Raw genomic sequence first — 18,208 nt, 5'->3', positions numbered from 1 at the left:
TAAGCCGAAGGCGCATCCGCCGCTACCCCTCACAGGTTAGCGCAAAGCGCTTAACCCGACACAGGTTTCAGCATCAGATTTTCATATCGCCGAAGAAGTTCTTCATACCGTCAAACCAGCTGCTCTGCCGGGGCGAGTTTTTGCCGCCTTTCATGGTGGACTGAAACTCCCTCAGTAGCTCTTTCTGCTTGCTGGTCAGATCCACCGGTGTCTCGACCACGACACGACACATCAGGTCACCACGAGCACCGCCGCGCACCGGGGTCACGCCCTTGCTCCGCAGCCGGAACAACTTGCCGGTCTGGGTCTCGGCAGGCACTTTGAGCTTGACCCGACCATCGAGGGTGGGAACTTCCAGCTCTCCACCGAGCGCCGCATCGACAAAATCCACGGGGACTTCGCAGTACAGGTCGGCCCCGTCGCGCTGAAAAATCTCGTGCGGTTTGACATGCACTTCTACGTACAGATCGCCCGCTGGACCACCTTCGGCCCCGGCCTCACCCTCACCGGACAGGCGGATGCGGTCTCCCGTATCGACACCGGCGGGCACCTTGACCGACAGTTTCTTGGTCTGCTCGACCCGGCCCTGACCGTGACAGCTGCCGCAGGGGTCGGTGATTATACTGCCCTTGCCACGACAGGTCGGACAGGCCTGCTGCACCGAGAAAAAGCCCTGCTGCATACGCACCTGGCCGATGCCGCCACAGGTGGTACAGGTTTTGGGCGAGGTGCCCTTTTTGGCGCCGCTGCCATCACAGGTGTCACAGGCCACCAGGGTCGGCACCTTGATCTGGACATTGGTGCCTCTGACGGCATCCTCCAGACTCAGCTCAAGGTTATAGCGCAGGTCGGCGCCTCGACTCGGGCCGCCGCGGCCGCGACCACCCCCGCCAAAAATATCGCCGAACACATCGCCGAAAATATCACTGAAGCTGCCGAAACCACCGGCTCCGGCGCCACCGCCCATGCCGGCACTCTGGTCGACACCGGCATGGCCAAATTGATCGTAGGCAGAACGCTTCTGCGCGTCGGACAGGACCTCGTAGGCCTCACTCGCCTCTTTGAACTTGTTCTCCGCCTCTTCGTCCCCCGGATTGCGGTCCGGGTGATGCTTCATCGCCACTCGACGATAGGCTTTTTTCAAATCAGCGGCGGACACGTCCCGGGAGACGCCCAGCACTTCGTAATAGTCGCGTTTTGCCATGCTACAGTCGCTTTTTGGTCAGTTACTACAGACACAACAAATGCGGGCATGCCCGCATTTGTTGCTACCGTCTTTCAAGGATTGGAGAAGCGGAATTACTTCTTCTCGTCATCCTTCACTTCTTCGAACTCGGCATCCACGGCGCCGTCGTCGTCTTTCGGAGCCTCCTGCTGGTCCGCACCGGCTTCCGCGCCGCCTTGGCCCTGCTGCTCGGCATAGAGCTTCTGTGCCAGAGAGCTGGAGGCTTCGGTCAGCTTGTTGGTCGCCGCTTCCATCGCGTCCTTGTCTTCGCCCTTGACGGCTTCTTCGGCCTCGGCGATCGCCGCTTCAATGGCCGACTTCTCTTCGTCGGTGGCCTTGTCACCGGCGTCTTTCAGGGTTTTCTGGGTGGCGTGAATCAGCCCTTCCAGCGTGTTGCGCGCGGTGACGGTCTCGGCAAACTTCTTGTCCGCTTCCGCATTGGCTTCGGCGTCTTTCACCATCTTCTCGATCTCGTCATCCGACAGACCGGAAGAGGCCTTGATCACAATGGACTGCTCTTTGCCAGTGGCCTTGTCTTTGGCGCTCACGTTCAAGATACCGTTGGCATCCAGATCAAAGGTCACTTCAATTTGCGGCACACCGCGGGTTGCCGGCGGAATGTCGGCCAGGTCGAAACGACCCAGGGACTTGTTCTGCGCCGCCTGCTTGCGCTCACCCTGAACCACGTGAATGGTCACCGCCGTCTGGTTGTCTTCCGCAGTTGAGAAAATCTGCGATTTCTTGGTCGGAATCGTGGTGTTTTTCTCAATCAGCGGCGTGGCCACACCACCCATGGTTTCAATACCCAGGGTCAGCGGCGTCACGTCGAGCAGCAATACGTCTTTCACGTCACCGGCCAGTACCGCGCCCTGAATGGCCGCGCCGACCGCTACCGCTTCGTCCGGGTTCACGTCTTTGCGCGGATCCTTACCGAAGAAGTCGGCCACCGCTTTCTGCACCATCGGCATACGGGTCTGGCCACCGACCAGAATTACATCGCTGATATCGCTGACGGATACGCCGGCGTCTTTGATGGCCATCTTCACCGGCTCGAGTGAGCGGGTGACCAGCTCTTCCACCAGAGATTCAAGCTTGGCCCGGGTGAGCTTCACTACCAGGTGCTTGGGACCGGTGTTGTCGGCGGTAATGTACGGCAGATTCACTTCGGTCTGCTGGCTGGAAGACAGCTCGATCTTGGCTTTCTCGGCCGCCTCTTTCAGGCGCTGCAGAGCCAGCGGATCGTTGTGCAGGTCAATACCCTGCTCTTTCTTGAATTCATCGGCCAGGTAGTCGATCAGGCGCAGGTCAAAGTCCTCACCACCGAGGAAGGTGTCACCGTTGGTGGACAGCACTTCAAACTGGTGTTCGCCATCCACGTCGGCGATCTCGATAATGGAGATATCAAAGGTACCGCCACCGAGGTCATATACCGCGATGGTGCGGTCGCCCTTCTGCTGGTCCATACCATAGGCCAGCGCCGCCGCAGTCGGCTCGTTGATGATGCGCTTTACGTCCAGGCCAGCAATCTTACCGGCGTCTTTGGTCGCCTGACGCTGGGAGTCGTTGAAGTAGGCCGGAACGGTAATCACCGCTTCGGTGACCTTCTCGCCCAGGTAATCCTCGGCGGTTTTCTTCATCTTCTTGAGCACTTCAGCGGAAATCTGCGGCGGTGCTTTCTTTTCGTCCTTCACTTCAACCCAGGCGTCACCATTATCGGCGGCGACGATCTTGTAAGGCACCATTTTGATGTCTTTCTGAACCACATCATCCTTGAACTTGCGGCCGATCAGGCGCTTGACCGCATACAGGGTGTTGTGGGGGTTGGTCACGGCTTGGCGCTTGGCGCTCTGGCCAACGAGGATTTCGCCATCATTGGTAAAGGCCACGATGGACGGGGTTGTGCGATCACCCTCGGCGTTTTCGATTACCTTGGGCTTGCCGCCTTCCATTACGGATACACAGGAGTTGGTGGTACCCAGGTCAATACCGATGATCTTACTCATGAAAATCTCCTAAAGATGTTCTGTCGAAACGCGAAAGATCAGCTCGCGCGCCTCGGTGTGTGTCTGCGGCTCCGACCCCGGAGTCCGCTTTCGCAATCAGTTACTTCCTATATTGGCCCTGTTCGATACTTTTCAAGGCCTTTATGCCGGCAATTTAAGGCTGCCGGCGATCCATCACGCATCCGCCGCCTTGGACACCACCACCATCGCCGGACGGACCAGGCGACCGTGCAGGGTATAACCCTTCTGGAACACGTCGATCACGGTGTTGGGCTCGACATCGGGGTTGGCGACCATGGTCATGGCCTGATGCAATTCCGGGTCAAAGGGTTCGCCCTGCGGATTGACGGGCACCACCTGATGCTTGGCCAACACATCGATAAACGACTTGTGCGTCAGTTGAATACCCTCAACCACCGCCTTCAGCTCGGGATTGTCGGTATCCATGGTCGAGAGCGCCCGCTCCAGGTTGTCCACCACCGGCAAGAGGTCCTGCAGCAGCTTCTCCTGGCCGAACTTGTGTGCCTTCTCGACATCCTGCTCGGCCCGACGACGGGCATTCTGGGCTTCGGCCTGGGAGCGCAGCACCTGTTCTTTGGCCGCGTCCATAGCGGCGCTCAGGGATTCCACCTTGGCCTGCAGGGCCTCGACAGACGCCTCCTCAGCCCCCTCATCCTGAGCGGCATGGGTGTCGGCATCGGCCGACCCGGTTTCTGCCGCCACCTCTTCATACTCTTGAGCGTCGCGATTTTCTTCGTTAGCCACACTGATCTCCGTTGTCATTTACCTTGGCAGCCGGGAGCTGCAGAATAAGAACGTGGAGCCTATATGGGGCTTTGGCGGAAGGATTCAAGGGGCCCAAACAGGGCCCGATCAGATTTTCCTGCTGGCCCTCTGGCCGAACCCCGTGTTTTACTGTATAAAAACACAGATTATTTTCTCTCGCTCCGTGAGGGTCACCATGCTTACGCATCTCAGCATTCGCCATTTCACCCTGGTAGACCAGCTGGATCTGGATCTCAGGTCCGGCATGACCGCCATCACCGGGGAAACCGGTGCCGGTAAATCCATCGTTCTGGACGCGCTCGGACAGACGCTGGGCGACCGGGCGGACGGACAGCGGGTCCGGGCCGGGGCCCGCAAGGCGGATATCCACGCCACCTTCGATACCCAGCGGATACCGGCTGCCCGCCAGTGGCTGGAAGCCCAGGAGCTTCTCCAGGAAGACGCCCCCAGTGAGTGCCTGCTGCGACGGGTGATTACCGCCGAGGGCCGCTCCAAGGCCTTTATCAACGGCCACCCAGTCACTCTGCAGCAACTGAGAACCCTCGGGGAGATGCTGATCGATATCCACAGTCAGCACGAGCATCAGTCCCTACTGCGCAAAGAAACCCACCGGCACCTGCTGGATGAATACGCCGGCCAGAGCGAGCTGGCGGGAAAGGTGCGCCAGGCGTACCGACACTGGCAGACTTGCAAGCGCGACTTTGAAGCCCTGCGCGATAACGCCGAAGAGGTCAGCGCCCGCTATCAGCTATTGAGCTATCAGGTGCAGGAGTTGGAGCAACTGGACCTGAAAGAGGGCGAGCTGGACGAGCTGGAAGCGGAGCAGCGCAGTCTCGCCCACGCTGAGGATATATTGCGTGCCAGCCACGAACTGTCGGCCCTGTGCGGCGATGATGACCAGGGGTTGAGTGTCCTGATGCACCGGGCCTTGCACCTGCTGCGGGACATGCCCGAGAAGTCCGCCGCCCTGCAGGAGGCGGAACAGCTGCTCACCAGCGCCCAGATTCAGGTCGACGAGGCCCAGCGTGAGGTGGAGCATCATATCGATGGTTTCAATCTCGACCCGGAGCGGCTACGCGAGGTCGAGGAGCGCTTGAGCGCGATTTATGACGTTGCCCGCAAGCACCGTATCGGGCCCGAACAGCTGCCCCAGCTGTTCGCTGACCTGGGCGATGAGTTGGCCCAGCTTCAGGGCGGAGACGAGCGACTCGATGAGCTGGAGCAGCAGATGCAGGCCGCCGAAGCCGACTATCGCAAGGCCGCCAGCTCCCTGTCCAAAGCCCGGCAGAGCGCCAGCAGCAAACTGGCCAAAGCGGTCAATCAGCAGCTGAGTGATCTGGCCATGCCAAATGCCCGCCTGGAAGTCAGTCTGGCGTCGCTGAACGACAAGCCCGGCCCTCAGGGTCTGGAAGAGGTGGAGTTCATCATCAGCACCAACCCGGGTCAGCCGGCCCGCTCGCTGAACAAGGTCGCCTCCGGTGGCGAGCTGTCTCGGGTCAGCCTGGCCATTCAGGTGGTGACCGCCCGCACCTCGGCCATTCCGACACTGGTGTTCGACGAAGTGGATGTCGGTATCGGGGGTGCGACCGGGGATGTGGTGGGTCGCCTGCTACGGCAACTCGGCGAGGGCGGTCAGGTGCTCTGCGTCACCCACCTGGCGCAGGTGGCCAGCAAGAGCCACCAACACCTCCAGGTCACCAAGACCGCGAAAAAGCAGTCGGCGGAGTCCACACTGGTGACCCTGGAGGGAGAGCAGAAAATCGAAGAAATTGCCCGCATGTTGGGTGGCATGAAGGTGACTGAACAGTCGTTGGCTCACGCCAGGGAGATGGTGACAGAGGGAGCGGCCTGAGAGGACCCGGACGCGCGGCACCACATGGGTGCCGCCACCGGCAATACGGCCACTTTATGGCCGAGGACTACTTCTTGGGCTTTACGTACAACACCAGGTTGTGATCAACCAGCTCGTAGCCGTGCTGCTCGGCGATCTGCCGCTGCAGGCGCTCGATTTCTTCGTTATGGAACTCAATGACCTCGCCTGAGTCCATACAGACCATGTGATCGTGATGCTCACCGCGAGCAATTTCAAACACTGAGTGGCCACCATCAAAGTTGTGGCGCTCCACCAGACCGGCACTCTCAAATTGCGTCAGTACCCGATACACGGTGGCCAGGCCCACATCGTCACCCGCCTCCATCAGTGCCTTGTAGACATCTTCGGCGCTCATATGATGGTTTTCGGACGACTCCAGCATTTGCAGAATCTTCACCCGGGGCAGGGTGACTTTCAGCCCCGCTTTGCGCAGTTCCTGATTTTCTTCGGCCATTTAACCCCCAAACCCTTCTCAGTATTCGCGTCAATCGGGTATTATCCCCGTTCATTTTGCCAAGTGGAAGCCCTTATATGAAAATAGCCAGCAAACTCTCACTGGTCGCCGTCTTGTTCGCCAGCTTGACAGGTTGCTCCTATTTCCAATTTCCCGGCGTGCACAAAATCTATGTGCAGCAAGGACACATCATCACCCAGGAGATGATCGACCAACTCGAAACCGGCATGACCAAGCGTCAGGTGCGCTTTGTGCTGGGCACGCCGCTGCTTGAAGATGGTTTCAACCAGGATCGCTGGGATTATCACTACAGCCTGAGTCGCGGCGACGAGAACCTGCGCGAGCGCCATCTGACGGTTTACTTCGAAAATGATCAGATGACCCGCTATGAAGGCAGCGCGGTCCGCCCCGAAGAAAGCAGCGACGAGGACGAGACACCGCTGGTACCGACCAATATCGAGGGCGACCCCCTGCCGACACCGGGTGAAGACGTCAATGATGACACCGAGGCGACGCCACTACCCACCAACACCATGTGATCCTCGGCCACCCCCGCCCGTCAATACCACCGGGGCCTCACCAACGAGGCTCCGTGCGATCAGGATTCCGCCTGTTTCTTCTGCGCCCTTTTGCGACGCACCTCTTTCGGATCTGAAATCAGCGGTCGATAGATCTCGACCCGATCCCCGGGCTGCAACTCGTGCTCCCGTGGCGGCTTGAGCCCCTTGGTTCCGAGCGCCTGACCAAAGATGCCCATCTTGGCGCTGTCCAGATCAATCTCCGGAAACACTTTCACAATACCCGAGCGCTCAGCCGCCTGATACGCCGTGGTACCCGGCTCCACCAACAGCTCTATGATCTTCTGTTGGTCCGGCCGGGCATAGGCCACTTCTACGGTAATCAAATCACCATCCGCCATGTTTGCAGCCCCTTATACACCATAGATCTGTCGGGCACGGCTGCACAGCGCATCCACCTGCTGACTTGCCGCCGACTCGAAAAACTTACCCACCGCCAGGCTCAGCAGGCGGTTCTGCATATCAAACTCCAGCTCCAGGCGCACTCGGCAGCCCTCGCCCACCGGCTCAAAGGTCCACTTGCCCTCCAGGCGGGAAAAGGGCCCATCCACCAGACTCATGGTCATGCTCTCCGGCGCCCTCAGCACGTTATGCGTCACAAAACTCTGACTGATGCCCGCTTTCTGCAGTTCCAGGCGCGCCTCCAGCCAATCATCCCCCCGGCTCAACACCTCGGCGCCGACGCAGTCACTCATGTACTCCGGATAGGCCTCGATATCGTTTACCAGCTCAAACATCTGCGCGGGTGAATAGTTCACCAGCGCACTGCGTTCTACTCGATGGGTCAAGAAAACATCTCCCGTTGATTCGCGGCCATCAGGCCCAGAAGCCGCCGATCAGAATCAGCAATAACGCCGGCGGACAAAGGTATTTGAGGAGCGTCAACCAGAGCTCAAACTGGCGCTCGCTCTCCTGGCGCAGCTCATGGCGCAACAGCTCCCGACGGGCCACCCAGCCGACAAACAGCGCCATGGCCAGACCGCCCAGCGGCAACATCACCCGCTGGGTGACAAAATCCAGAAAACCAAACACGTTCATACCGAACAGTCCGGTGAAGTCGGCCCAGTGATTGAACGACAGAACCGAGCCAATGCCCAGCAGCCAGGCACTGCCGGCAATCAATCCGTTCGCCGTGTACCGCTTGAGCCCAAAGCGTTCCGTGATATAGGCCACACAGGGCTCGAGCAGCGAGATGGTGGAGCTCCAGGCGGCCAGGGTCACCAGCACAAAGAAGGCCGCCCCAAAAATAACCCCACCGGGCATATTGCCAAAGGCCACCGGCAGACTGACAAACATCAGGCCGGGACCGTCGCCGGGTGAAATGCCCGGGGTGGCAAACACGATCGGGAACATCGCCAGCCCCGCCACCAGTGCGACCAACGTATCCAGCACCGCCACCGTCAGAACCATCTTGCCGATGGAGGCCTTGCCGGGCATATAGGAGCCGTAGGCCATGATCGCCCCCATGGCTAGACTCAGGGTAAAAAACGCATGGCCGAGGGCGATCGATGCGCCCTGCCAGGACAGGTCCGACACGTTGAAATCAAACATGAAGTGCAGCCCCTGGGCGAACTCCCCCGCCACGGCGGCGTAGCCCAGCAACAGCAACAACAACAGAAACAACAGCGGCATCAGTACCCGCACCGCGGCTTCCAACCCGCGAGTCACCCCGAAGGCAACCACCAGCACGGTCAAGCCGATAAATACCGTCTGCCAGAGCATCAGGCGCGCCGGATCCGCCCGCAAGGCTGCAAAAGCGGCGCTGGCCGTTTCCCCGTTCCAGCCACTGAAACCACCCTGCACCGCGGTACTCATATAATCCAGCGCCCAGCCGGCCACCACACTGTAGAACGACAGGATCAGAAACGCGGTCAATACTCCGAGCGCCCCAATTAGGCTCCAGTGGGGCGAGACCCGACTCTGTTGCGCCATTTTCCTGACCGAATCCACCGGGTTGGCGCGACCGTGACGCCCGAGCACCACCTCGGCAATCATCACCGGCACGCCGATCAGAGCGATAAACACCAGGTACATGAGCACAAACGCCCCACCGCCATTTTCGCCGGTGATGTAGGGAAACTTCCAGATGTTGCCCAGCCCCACCGCCGAACCGGTGGCGGCCAGGACAAAGGTGCCTTTATGTCCCCAAATCGCGTGTTGTTTGATGCGTTCCACGGCTGGCTCCGGGCTATAGTCGGTTTGCGCCGCTCTGGCGCACGCGGCCGACCCGCTGTTGCGGGCACAAAGGCGGCATTGTAACGGCAATTGTCGGGAATGTGCAGGGTTCGCCCCCGAATCCGGGCAGACAGAGAGGCCTTCAAGCCTTTATAATGCCCGCCGCACATTCACGCCCCGAGCAAGGTTGATCATTTCGATGAGTAAGAAGAAGGGTAAGAAACCCAGCGGCAATACCATTGCCCTGAACAAGAAGGCCAAGTTTGATTTCGCGCTGCAGGATCGCGTGGAGGCGGGCCTGTCGCTGCAGGGTTGGGAGGTGAAGAGCCTGCGCCAGGGTAAGGTGCAGCTGACGGATACCTATGTGCTGTTCAAAAACGGCGAGGCGTGGTTGCTCGGCGCCCACATATCACCGTTGCCCACGGCGTCGACTCACTTTGTGACCGATCCGACCCGCACTCGCAAACTGCTGCTCAAGCGCAAGGAGATTGCGAAGCTGCAGGCGGCGGCGGAGCAGAAGGGCTATACGGTGGTGGCAACGGCGCTGTATTGGAAGAAGCACTTGGTGAAGTGCGAGGTGGCGCTGGGTAAAGGGAAGCAGGAGCACGATAAGCGCGAGACGGAGAAGGAGCGCGATTGGAATCGTCAGAAGCGGGCGATCATGAAGGATGTCAATCGGTAGCTCTTTTCACTATTTTTCTTCTCCAAAGAGCCTGGACCCACCAAGCAGCCTGTCCCCTCCAGACTGTCCGGGCTCGGCATCAGGTAGGCCTTTTCGGAAACGCGATGAATACATCCCTGTAGCTCCCTCGCTTCTTCCCTGAAGCGAGGGTTCCGAAAAGGCCTACCTGACACCGAGCCCTCTGAAGTAACTTGCAGCCACAAAGCGTGAATACACCTCGGAGGGCACGGTATCGGGTGACCTGTTTTCAAACCCTCGCTTCAGGGATGAAGCGAGGGAGCCCCAGGGATGGGTTCATGTGTTTTGAAAACAGGTCACCCGGTAGCGGGCCCGGAGCCTTTTGAGGCACCGGAATGCCATGCCCGAAACAGCCCACCTGATAGCGAGCCCGGAGGTTCTGGAGGGGCTGAACTCTCTGGAAAATTAGAGCACGAACAGTGCCCAAGTAACGGCGGATGCGGCCTTTGGCCTTATCCGCCCTACGGAGAGGTCAGTGGGGAGCTTACGCGGAGAAAGGGTGGCGCAGGACGATGGTTTCGATGCGGTCCGGGCCGGTGGAGATGATGTCTACCGGTGTCTTCAGAATCTCTTCCAGACGACGGATATAAGCGCGGGCGTTTTCCGGCAGCTCATCCAGAGACTTGGCACCAACGGTCGACTCCTGCCAACCCGGCAGCTCCTCATACACCGGCTCAATCGCCTCCCAGCCCTCGGCATCGAACGGAATCCCTACCGGATTCCCCTGGGCATCGCGGTACTCAACACAGATTTTCACCGTGTCCAGACCGTCCAGCACATCCAGCTTGGTCAGACACAGGCCGGTGACGCTGTTGATCCGGTTGACGTGATGCAGAGCCACCGCATCAAACCAGCCACAGCGACGCTTGCGGCCCGTGGTCGCGCCAAACTCGTGCCCTTTCTCACCCAGGTGCTGACCCACACCGCAGTCAAGCTCGGTGGGGAATGGGCCGGAGCCGACACGAGTGGTGTACGCCTTGGTGATGCCCAGCACATAATCGAGGTACATGGGGCCAAAACCGGAGCCAGTCGCGGTGCCGCCAGCGGTGGTGTTGGAGGAGGTCACAAACGGATAGGTACCGTGGTCAATATCCAGCAGAGAACCCTGGGCCCCCTCGAACAGAATGCCTTCGCCGCGCTCGCGGGCGCTGTGCAGCGCCTCGGTCACGTCAGTGATCATCGGGCGCAGCTCTTCAGCCCAGGCGGTGCAGGTGTCCAGCACCTGTTGGTAATCCACTGCATCCACGCCGTAATAACTGGTCAGCATGAAGTTGTGGTAATCCAGCACTTCTTTTAACTTGGTCGCAAAACGGTCCATATGCAACAGATCGCCCAGGCGCAGGCCCCGGCGGGCCACTTTGTCTTCGTAGGCCGGACCAATACCCCGGCCGGTGGTGCCAATCTTTGCGTTGCCACGGGCCGCCTCGCGCGCCTGGTCCAGGGCAATGTGGTAGGGCAGAATCAGCGGGCAGGCCGGCGACAGGCGCAGGCGCTTGCGCACGGGAACGTTCTTGGCTTCCAGCTCGGCAATTTCCTTGAACAGGGCCTCGGGAGACAGCACCACGCCGTTGCCGATCAGGCAGGTGACATCTTCACGCAAAATGCCGGAGGGGATCAGGTGAAGAACGGTCTTCTCACCGTCGATCACCAGTGTATGGCCGGCATTGTGGCCGCCCTGGAAGCGGGCCACCAGCGATACCTGATCGGTCAGCAGGTCGACGATCTTACCCTTGCCTTCGTCACCCCACTGGGTGCCCAAAATCACGACGTTCTTACCCATGTTTGTGCAACTCATTTTGTAACATTGAATGTGCTCCCCGGCCGATCAGGCCAGAGGAATAACCTGGTAGTGTCCGTCCTTCAGGACCAGTTGGCGGTCACAGCCCGCTTCCTCGGGCGGTGTTGGCTCGGCGCCGAAGACCACCCGTTCCCCTTTTGCCCGCAACGCCTGTACGGCCTGCCACTGCTCGGGCGTGGCCTGATCGGTGGCCCAGACTCCCCTGGGGACCTGGCGCTCGATCAACCCCAATTTACTGATCGCGGAAATATCCACCGCAAACCCGGTCGCGGGCCGAGCCCGGCCGAAGACTTCACCAATATGATCGTACCGGCCGCCACTGGCGATCGGGTTGCCATAACCGGGCGCAAAGGCCGCGAACACCAGGCCGGTCAGGTAGTGGTAACCGCGGACTTCGCCGAGGTCGAAGTAAAGTTCCGCCGCCGGGTAGCGCTCAGCCACCACGTTGGCGACCTGCTCCAGTTGATCCACGGCCGCCAGCACGGCGGGCGGGCACTGGGCAAAACAGTTCCGAGCCCGATCCAGCACGGACCGATCGCCGGCCAGCCCCGGCAGCGCAAGGAACACCTCGGCCAGGGGCGAACCATTCAGGTTGTCCGCTACCCAGGCGCGAATTTCGGTGACGGCCTTGCGCTGCAGCAGGTCGAAAAAGATATCTTCCTGTGCCTGGCTCAGATCGGCGGCATCGGCCAGGGCCCGATAAATACCGACATGCCCCAGGTCGATGTGCTGGCGCGGAAGCCCCGCCAGGGTGAGGGATTCGAGCAGCAGCGACACCACTTCGATATCGGCCCGAGTGCCCGGCTCACCAAAGAATTCGACCCCGGCCTGAATGGGGGTACGGGTGGCGAGGGGGTTCTTGGGTTTGGCGTGAACCACATGGCCGGCGTAGCAGAGGCGATTGGCGCCGGGCAGCGTAAAACTGTGGGCATCCATGCGGGCGGTCTGCGGCGTAATATCGGCGCGGATACCCAGGGTGCGGCCCGAGAGCTGATCGGTCACTTTGAAGGTGAGCAGATCCACATCGCGGCCCAGGCCGGTCAGCAAGGAGTCGGTGTACTCCAGCAACGGCGGAATCACCAGGTCGTAACCCCAGGTGCGGTAGAGGTCTACCAGGCGACGGCGCAGTTGCTCAATGGCCTCGGCCTCGGCAGGCAGAATTTCCTCAACACCGTCGGGCAACAGCCAGCGGTCAGCATAGGTCATAACAGACTCGAACAGTTGTTGGATTCAGCGTACGCAATGGTCCCGGCCGGGAGACAACGTCTAACGAAGCCACAGCAGCAGGCCGGCCCCGATAAGCATGCTTACCAGACCCATGGTGCGCAGTCGGCGATCATCTACCCTGGCCAGCGTTGCCACGGCCTGGCGCCAGCGCTGGGGGTACAGAAACGGAAGTATGCCCTCGATCACCAGCATCAGGCAGAAGGCGCGCGCGAGGTCTTCCCACATGGCGGCCACTCCCAAACCGGACACAAAAAACCGGGCGCTTCACGCGCCCGGCGGCAGGATTTTAGCACTTTTTGCGGGCAAATGGTGCCCATTGCCCGGCTATTTTTGGCCTTCGGCATTCTTCAGGTACTGGAAGAACTCGCTCGACGGGTCCACCACCAGAAGGTCATCACTGCCGTTGAAGGCATTCCTGTAGGCATTCAGGCTGCGCACAAAGGCATAGAAATCCGGGTTCTGGTTGAACGCCGCGGCGTAAATGGCCGCCGCCCTGGCATCGCCATCACCACGCAGAAGTTCAGCATCGCGATAGGCGTTGGCCTCGAGCACCGCGCGCTGGCGATCGGCATCCGCCCGAATCACTTCCGCCTGCTCGCGACCGGTGGCACGGTACTCGCGGGCCTCCTTCTCGCGGTCAGCGGCCATCCGGTCAAAAACCGACTCACTGACATCGTCAGGCAGATCGATCCGCTTTACGCGGATATCAATCACTTCAACCCCCAGCAGCTCCATGGCGGTTTCGTTCATCTGAGCGGTCAGATCTTCCATCAGCTTGTCCCGCTCACCCGAGACCACTTCATGCAGGGTGCGCCGACCGACCTCGTTACGCAGACCGTCCGCCACCCGGGAGGCGAGACGGGCATCAGCCACATCTTCCTGACCACCGGTGGCCTTGTAGTAGGCCTCGACGTTCTTGACCCGCCACTTGGCATAGGAGTCGACGATCAAGCGCTTGTTCTCCACCGTGTAAAAACTCTCGGGACGGGCGTCAGCGGTCAATATCCGACCATCGAATTTACGGACCCGATCCGCGAAGGGAAGCTTGATGTGTACGCCGGGCTGTACATCCGCGTTCACCAGAGCACCAAAACGAAGCACAACGGCGCGCTCGTATTCATTCACAATGAACACCGTATTGGCGCCAACCAGAACCAGGACACCCAGTAGGACCAGGGTAAAGATACCTTTATTGGACATCAGCGAATATCCCCCCGAGTGTTGGTTCGCGTGGCGCTGGATGGGCGACGATTGAGCTCGCGGGTCACCTGCTCAGTGACATCCCGCAGCGCGTCGGCCGACATGCCGGTCTGGCCGGCGTTGCCCGACGCCCCATCGCTCTGACGGTTCTGCAGACGGTCCAGCGGCAGATACATCATGTTGTTGCCATCTTCCACATCGACCATGACTTTGCTGGCCTTGGAAAACACTTCCTCAACCGCGTCGATATACAGGCGACGCCGGGTCACCTCGGGGGCCTTGTCGAATTCGGCCATCAGCAGCTCAAAGCGGCGGGACTCACCTTCCGCCTCGGCCACGACGCGAGCCCGGTAGGCCTCCGCCTCCTCGATCATGCGCTGGGCCTGACCGCGGGCCTGAGGGATCACCGAGTTGGCGTACGCCTGGGCTTCGTTCTTGAGGCGCTCTTCGTCCTCTTTGGCCTTGATCACATCATCAAAAGCGTCGCGCACCTCTTCCGGTGGGCGAGCCTCCTGGATGTTCACTTCACGCACGGCGATACCCGCGCCGTAGCTGTCCAGATAATTCTGCAGGCGTTGCTGCACTTCATCCGCAATCAGCTGACGCCCCCCGGAGAGCACCTGATTGATCTCACTTGAACCCACCACATGACGCAGCGCACTGTCAGCGGCTTGGCGTAGGCTGTTTTCCGGGTCGCGGACGTTCAGCACAAACGCCTTCACGTCATTGACGTTGTACTGCACGGTAATCGGCAGCTCGACGATGCTTTCGTCCTGCGTCAACATCAGCCCACGGGAAGGGTACTGCCGCTCCTCAGTTACGTTCTCCACAAAGACAGTCGTGATCAGCGGCGCATTCCAGCGCAGCCCGGCATCCTTGATTTCCTGGAATGCACCGAACTGCAGCACCACCGCGCGCTCTTTGGCATCGACCACATAGAAACCGAGCACGAAGTAAATGGCGGCCGCAACCAGCAGCACAATACCCACCAGAGGTGCGGCACTGCCGGCATTGCCGCCACTACCGGAGCCACCGCCCGATCCGCCGAACAGGCCATTCAGCCGATCGCGAAATTTCTTCCAGGCTTCATCCAAATCCGGCGGGCCGCTGTTATTGCCGCCTCCCCAGGGGTCCTTACCCCCGCCTCCCGGTTCATTCCAGGCCATATTGACTCTCCGTCGATTAACGTCTTTCCCCAGCGACAGGCACTGCGGAATGGGTATTCGGGTACCGTCAAGCAGATCGCTCCGGCAAGAGCGAGATTCTAGCAAAGTCGGGCGCCGCTCTAACAGGCAATTCGGTCGGAATCGTCTCCGTCGGCCCAGTGCAATTCGTCATAGCGCAGGTTTTCAGCGCTCAGCAAACGCATCAGATCACTTTTGGGCAGCCGTATCTCCAGTAACACCGAGCCGTCCTCGCCGTGCTGTTCGTCGGCCACCGCCTGCTGTTGATAGAGCTTGGCCCGCAGGCGCCCCTGCTCGGGCTTGAGCTGCAGCCGCCCGGCAACCATCTCCCGCCCCAGGGCATCGGAGATGGCTTCCATCAGCAACTCGACCCCCTGCCCGGTCTGGGCAGACAGCCACACGGCAATCGGCTTGCCGTGGTCATCACGATCGATACGGGGCTCCATACCGAGCAGATCAATCTTGTTGTAGACACGTAATTCCGGCAGTTCCGCCGCGCCGATTTCCGCCAGCACCTCCTCGACCTGCTCGATATTGTGCAGCCGCTCCTCCGCCGCCGCATCGATCACGTGGAGCAGCAGGCTGGAATTGCTGGCCTCCTCTAGGGTCGCCCGGAAGGCCTGCACCAGCTTGTGCGGCAAATGGCTGATGAAGCCCACCGTATCGGCCAGAATCAGCGCGCCGACATCGGGCACTTCGAGCCGACGCATGGTCGGATCCAGGGTGGCGAACAGTTGGTTCTCCGCGAACACCTTGGCATCGGTAATCTGGTTGAACAGCGTGGATTTGCCGGCGTTGGTGTAGCCCACCAGGGACACCGTGGGAATATCCGCTCGCTGGCGGGAACGGCGCCCCTGATTACGCTGGGTGCGCACCTTGGCCAGCCGCTTCTCGATGGCGGTAATCCGCCCGCGCAGCAGTCGACGGTCGGTTTCGAGCTGGGTTTCACCCGGGCCCCGCAGGCCGATACCGCCCTTCTGGCGCTCCAGGTGGGTCCAGCCGCGCACCAGGCGCGTGGCCATATGACGCAGCTGCGCCAACTCCACCTGCAATTTGCCCTCAAAGGTGCGGGCGCGCTGGGCAAAAATATCCAGAATCAGGCCGGTACGATCCAGAACCCGGCACTCGAGTGCCTGCTCCAGGTTACGCTCCTGACTGGGAGAGAGTGTGTGGTTGAAGATGACCAGTTCCGCACCATTTTCCTTCACCACCGCCTGCAGCTCTTCGAGCTTGCCGGTGCCGACAAAGTATTTGGCATGGGGAGCCGCGCGCTGACCACCCACCAGAGCGATCGGGTCGCCACCGGCAGACAATACCAGCTCTTCAAATTCTCGGGGGTCTTCCGGCGCCTGGCCGTGGGAGAGATCCAGGTGAACCAGCACCGCCAGTTCACCGGAGTCGGGACGATCAAAAAACAAGTAGTTACCTCAGCGGCAGATTACTCGGCCGGTGCTTCCTCGCCTTCGCCTTCCGCCGGATTCAGCAGAGGAACACGCACAGCGCGAGAGGGCACAACCGTGGAAATGGCATGCTTGTAGACCATCTGGCTGACAGTGTTCTTCAGCAGCACAACAAACTGGTCGAACGATTCAACCTGACCCTGCAACTTGATGCCGTTTACCAGGTAAATGGATACCGGTACACGCTCTTTGCGCAGTACGTTCAGGTAAGGGTCTTGTAAACTATGCCCTTTTGACATGGTTATTCTCCTTATCGAGATAGAAATTTATCCGCCTAAGTCCTCCCCACTGGAGCTGGAAAGGGGGCGGCCAGAAAAACATGAAAAACTGACTAGGATTCTCACACCGCTATTATATGGTCGTAGTACCCATAGAATTCAAGGTGTTCTTAACAATTTCTTGCAAGTTGAGATCTGAACCGGACTCGTCCTGCGTGTAAATCCACGAGAGTGAAGGCCAACCCCGCAGCCACGTCACCTGGCGCTTGGCCAGCTGGCGCGTCGCCACCACCCCCCGCTCACAGAGCTCGCTTCGGCTCATGGTCGGCCCCGGCCCTTCCTCAGCGTCCAGGTACTCCCAGACTTGACGGTAGCCTACCGCCCGTATCGCCGGCAGGCTGGGCTGGAGATCGCCGCGGGCACGCAGGGTTTTGACCTCATCGATCAGTCCCTGTTCCAACATCTGCTCAAACCGGGTCTGTATACGCTGATGCAGCACCTTGCGATCACGGGGAGATATGGCCAACTGGGTGACATCAAAGCGCTCGGTAAACGCCGGGCCCGCCTGGGCCTGCTGCTCGCGGCGCAGCTCGGTCATGGTTTTGCCGCTGACCCGGTAGACTTCCAGGGCACGACTGAGGCGCTGGGAGTGGTTGGGGTGAATCTCGGCCGCCATTTCGGGGTCCACCTCGGCCAATTGCGCGTGAATATGGGGCCAGCCGTGCTCGGCGGCCTCACGCTCAATGGCTTCGCGTACCGCCGGATCCGCCTCGGGCATGGGCGCCAGGCCGTCCAGCAGGGCTTTAAAATAGAGCATGGTGCCGCCCACCAGCAGCGGGATACGGCCAGCGGCGTGAATATCGGCGATTTCCCGCTCGGCGTCGGCCCGAAAATCCGCCACCGAGTAGGGATCGGCCGGGTCGCGGATATCAATCAAGCGGTGCGGCGCCCGAGCGAGCTCCTCGGCGGTGGGTTTGGCGGTGCCAATATCCATGCCCCGGTAGACCAGGGTGGAGTCGACACTGATCAGCTCCACCGGCAGGTGCTCGCGCAGGGCCATGGCCAGGGCGGTTTTGCCGGAGGCGGTGGGGCCCATCAGGAAGATGACTTTTTGGCGGTTGGTCATGGTTTATAGCGCCGTGTTTTAGTACTTCGTAGAGAGTCCGGTCCGGATTGGGGTAGACCCTTCCCGGACACGCCGTAAACCCATGACGTGCATGGATGCACTAATGCCGCGATGGCATGGATGCCACAGAGCGGCCCCTGGGGGCTCGCATCGCGGGTCCCCCGCTCCACGGTCCGGGAAGGGTCTACCCCAATCCGGACC

18 protein-coding genes are annotated in these 18,208 nt (G+C 60.4%); 3 read left to right on the top strand and 15 right to left on the bottom strand.

All coding sequences use genetic code 11. The annotated features are described in order from the left end of the window. Nucleotides 1-73: 73 nt before the first annotated feature. From dnaJ to grpE, 3 genes are all read right to left on the bottom strand, one after another. Nucleotides 74-1,204 carry a molecular chaperone DnaJ gene (gene dnaJ, locus B3187_RS04510; protein ID WP_286804789.1) on the bottom strand — a complete coding sequence of 377 codons (1,131 nt, stop codon included), beginning with the start codon at nt 1,202-1,204 and terminating at the stop codon, nt 74-76. Nucleotides 1,205-1,299: 95 nt separating this feature from the next. Continuing rightward, nucleotides 1,300-3,228, bottom strand: a complete 1,929-nt coding sequence (gene dnaK, locus B3187_RS04505; protein ID WP_123638173.1) for a molecular chaperone DnaK — start codon at nt 3,226-3,228, stop codon at nt 1,300-1,302. 174 nt (nt 3,229-3,402) lie between these two features. After that, complete coding sequence (gene grpE / locus B3187_RS04500; RefSeq protein ID WP_286804786.1) at nt 3,403-3,993, bottom strand: nucleotide exchange factor GrpE; 591 nt, start codon at nt 3,991-3,993, stop codon at nt 3,403-3,405. 196 nt (nt 3,994-4,189) lie between these two features. Between grpE and recN the strand changes: the two genes are divergently transcribed. Beyond that, nucleotides 4,190-5,866, top strand: a complete 1,677-nt coding sequence (recN, locus tag B3187_RS04495) for a DNA repair protein RecN (RefSeq protein WP_286804784.1) — start codon at nt 4,190-4,192, stop codon at nt 5,864-5,866. Between the two features lie 67 nt (nt 5,867-5,933). Here recN and fur read toward each other — a convergent pair whose 3' ends face one another. Continuing rightward, on the bottom strand, nt 5,934-6,341 hold the full coding sequence (gene fur, locus B3187_RS04490; RefSeq protein WP_024461128.1) for a ferric iron uptake transcriptional regulator: 408 nt from the start codon (nt 6,339-6,341) through the stop codon (nt 5,934-5,936). A 77-nt stretch (nt 6,342-6,418) separates the two neighbouring features. On the opposite strand from fur, the gene B3187_RS04485 reads away from it, so the two are divergent. Further along, a complete protein-coding gene (locus B3187_RS04485; protein ID WP_024461129.1) occupies nt 6,419-6,880 on the top strand; it encodes an outer membrane protein assembly factor BamE in 462 nt (153 codons plus the stop codon). A 59-nt stretch (nt 6,881-6,939) separates the two neighbouring features. Here the strand turns inward: B3187_RS04485 and B3187_RS04480 are convergent, their stop codons facing one another. The 3 genes from B3187_RS04480 to B3187_RS04470 are packed head-to-tail and all read right to left on the bottom strand — an operon-like array spanning nt 6,940 to nt 9,094. Next, a complete protein-coding gene (locus B3187_RS04480) occupies nt 6,940-7,260 on the bottom strand; it encodes an RnfH family protein (protein WP_123638176.1) in 321 nt (106 codons plus the stop codon). Nucleotides 7,261-7,272: 12 nt separating this feature from the next. After that, a complete protein-coding gene (locus tag B3187_RS04475; protein WP_286804779.1) occupies nt 7,273-7,707 on the bottom strand; it encodes a type II toxin-antitoxin system RatA family toxin in 435 nt (144 codons plus the stop codon). Nucleotides 7,708-7,735: 28 nt separating this feature from the next. Next, on the bottom strand, nt 7,736-9,094 hold the full coding sequence (locus B3187_RS04470) for a sodium-dependent transporter (RefSeq protein ID WP_286804776.1): 1,359 nt from the start codon (nt 9,092-9,094) through the stop codon (nt 7,736-7,738). A gap of 199 nt (nt 9,095-9,293) precedes the next feature. Between B3187_RS04470 and smpB the strand changes: the two genes are divergently transcribed. After that, entirely contained in the window at nt 9,294-9,776 is a 483-nt protein-coding gene (gene smpB / locus B3187_RS04465) for an SsrA-binding protein SmpB (protein WP_024461133.1), read from the top strand. A gap of 502 nt (nt 9,777-10,278) precedes the next feature. Here the strand turns inward: smpB and B3187_RS04460 are convergent. From B3187_RS04460 to miaA, 8 genes are all read right to left on the bottom strand, one after another. Continuing rightward, entirely contained in the window at nt 10,279-11,574 is a 1,296-nt protein-coding gene (locus B3187_RS04460) for an adenylosuccinate synthase (protein ID WP_286804774.1), read from the bottom strand. Between the two features lie 45 nt (nt 11,575-11,619). Next, a complete protein-coding gene (locus tag B3187_RS04455) occupies nt 11,620-12,798 on the bottom strand; it encodes an ATP phosphoribosyltransferase regulatory subunit (RefSeq protein WP_286804772.1) in 1,179 nt (392 codons plus the stop codon). A gap of 60 nt (nt 12,799-12,858) precedes the next feature. Next, nucleotides 12,859-13,044, bottom strand: coding sequence for a DUF2065 domain-containing protein (locus B3187_RS04450; RefSeq protein ID WP_123638181.1), 186 nt, complete (start codon nt 13,042-13,044; stop codon nt 12,859-12,861). Between the two features lie 99 nt (nt 13,045-13,143). Further along, nucleotides 13,144-14,019, bottom strand: coding sequence for a protease modulator HflC (hflC, locus tag B3187_RS04445; protein ID WP_123638182.1), 876 nt, complete (start codon nt 14,017-14,019; stop codon nt 13,144-13,146). Continuing rightward, entirely contained in the window at nt 14,019-15,185 is a 1,167-nt protein-coding gene (gene hflK, locus B3187_RS04440) for an FtsH protease activity modulator HflK (protein WP_123638183.1), read from the bottom strand. The genes hflC and hflK overlap by 1 nt, the downstream gene beginning before the upstream one ends. Nucleotides 15,186-15,304: 119 nt before the next feature. Next, the gene (gene hflX / locus B3187_RS04435) at nt 15,305-16,621 is read right to left on the bottom strand and encodes a ribosome rescue GTPase HflX (RefSeq protein ID WP_286804768.1); all 1,317 of its coding nucleotides are present in this window, start codon (nt 16,619-16,621) and stop codon (nt 15,305-15,307) included. 20 nt (nt 16,622-16,641) lie between these two features. Beyond that, nucleotides 16,642-16,902, bottom strand: a complete 261-nt coding sequence (gene hfq / locus B3187_RS04430) for an RNA chaperone Hfq (protein WP_024461140.1) — start codon at nt 16,900-16,902, stop codon at nt 16,642-16,644. Nucleotides 16,903-17,014: 112 nt separating this feature from the next. Then, on the bottom strand, nt 17,015-18,007 hold the full coding sequence (gene miaA, locus B3187_RS04425) for a tRNA (adenosine(37)-N6)-dimethylallyltransferase MiaA (protein ID WP_123638185.1): 993 nt from the start codon (nt 18,005-18,007) through the stop codon (nt 17,015-17,017). Nucleotides 18,008-18,208 lie beyond the last annotated feature (201 nt).

Source organism: Marinimicrobium sp. UBA4209 (assembly GCF_002381585.1).
In the GTDB taxonomy this organism is placed as follows: Bacteria; Pseudomonadota; Gammaproteobacteria; order Pseudomonadales; family Cellvibrionaceae; genus Marinimicrobium; species Marinimicrobium koreense.
Note: the sequence above shows the minus strand (reverse complement) of the source record. Positions and strands in the feature narration are given on the sequence as shown.

What these genes read in the sequence shown, in the direction of transcription:
- dnaK (WP_123638173.1), bottom strand. Translation starts at nt 3,228, where the DNA reads ATGAGTAAGATCATCGGTATTGACCTGGGTACCACCAACTCCTGTGTA.
- smpB (WP_024461133.1), top strand. Translation starts at nt 9,294, where the DNA reads ATGAGTAAGAAGAAGGGTAAGAAACCCAGCGGCAATACCATTGCCCTG.
- fur (WP_024461128.1), bottom strand. Translation starts at nt 6,341, where the DNA reads ATGGCCGAAGAAAATCAGGAACTGCGCAAAGCGGGGCTGAAAGTCACC.
- hfq (WP_024461140.1), bottom strand. Translation starts at nt 16,902, where the DNA reads ATGTCAAAAGGGCATAGTTTACAAGACCCTTACCTGAACGTACTGCGC.
- hflC (WP_123638182.1), bottom strand. Translation starts at nt 14,019, where the DNA reads ATGTCCAATAAAGGTATCTTTACCCTGGTCCTACTGGGTGTCCTGGTT.
- B3187_RS04455 (WP_286804772.1), bottom strand. Translation starts at nt 12,798, where the DNA reads ATGACCTATGCTGACCGCTGGCTGTTGCCCGACGGTGTTGAGGAAATT.
- hflK (WP_123638183.1), bottom strand. Translation starts at nt 15,185, where the DNA reads ATGGCCTGGAATGAACCGGGAGGCGGGGGTAAGGACCCCTGGGGAGGC.
- B3187_RS04480 (WP_123638176.1), bottom strand. Translation starts at nt 7,260, where the DNA reads ATGGCGGATGGTGATTTGATTACCGTAGAAGTGGCCTATGCCCGGCCG.
- recN (WP_286804784.1), top strand. Translation starts at nt 4,190, where the DNA reads ATGCTTACGCATCTCAGCATTCGCCATTTCACCCTGGTAGACCAGCTG.
- dnaJ (WP_286804789.1), bottom strand. Translation starts at nt 1,204, where the DNA reads ATGGCAAAACGCGACTATTACGAAGTGCTGGGCGTCTCCCGGGACGTG.
- B3187_RS04450 (WP_123638181.1), bottom strand. Translation starts at nt 13,044, where the DNA reads ATGTGGGAAGACCTCGCGCGCGCCTTCTGCCTGATGCTGGTGATCGAG.
- B3187_RS04485 (WP_024461129.1), top strand. Translation starts at nt 6,419, where the DNA reads ATGAAAATAGCCAGCAAACTCTCACTGGTCGCCGTCTTGTTCGCCAGC.
- miaA (WP_123638185.1), bottom strand. Translation starts at nt 18,007, where the DNA reads ATGACCAACCGCCAAAAAGTCATCTTCCTGATGGGCCCCACCGCCTCC.
- B3187_RS04460 (WP_286804774.1), bottom strand. Translation starts at nt 11,574, where the DNA reads ATGGGTAAGAACGTCGTGATTTTGGGCACCCAGTGGGGTGACGAAGGC.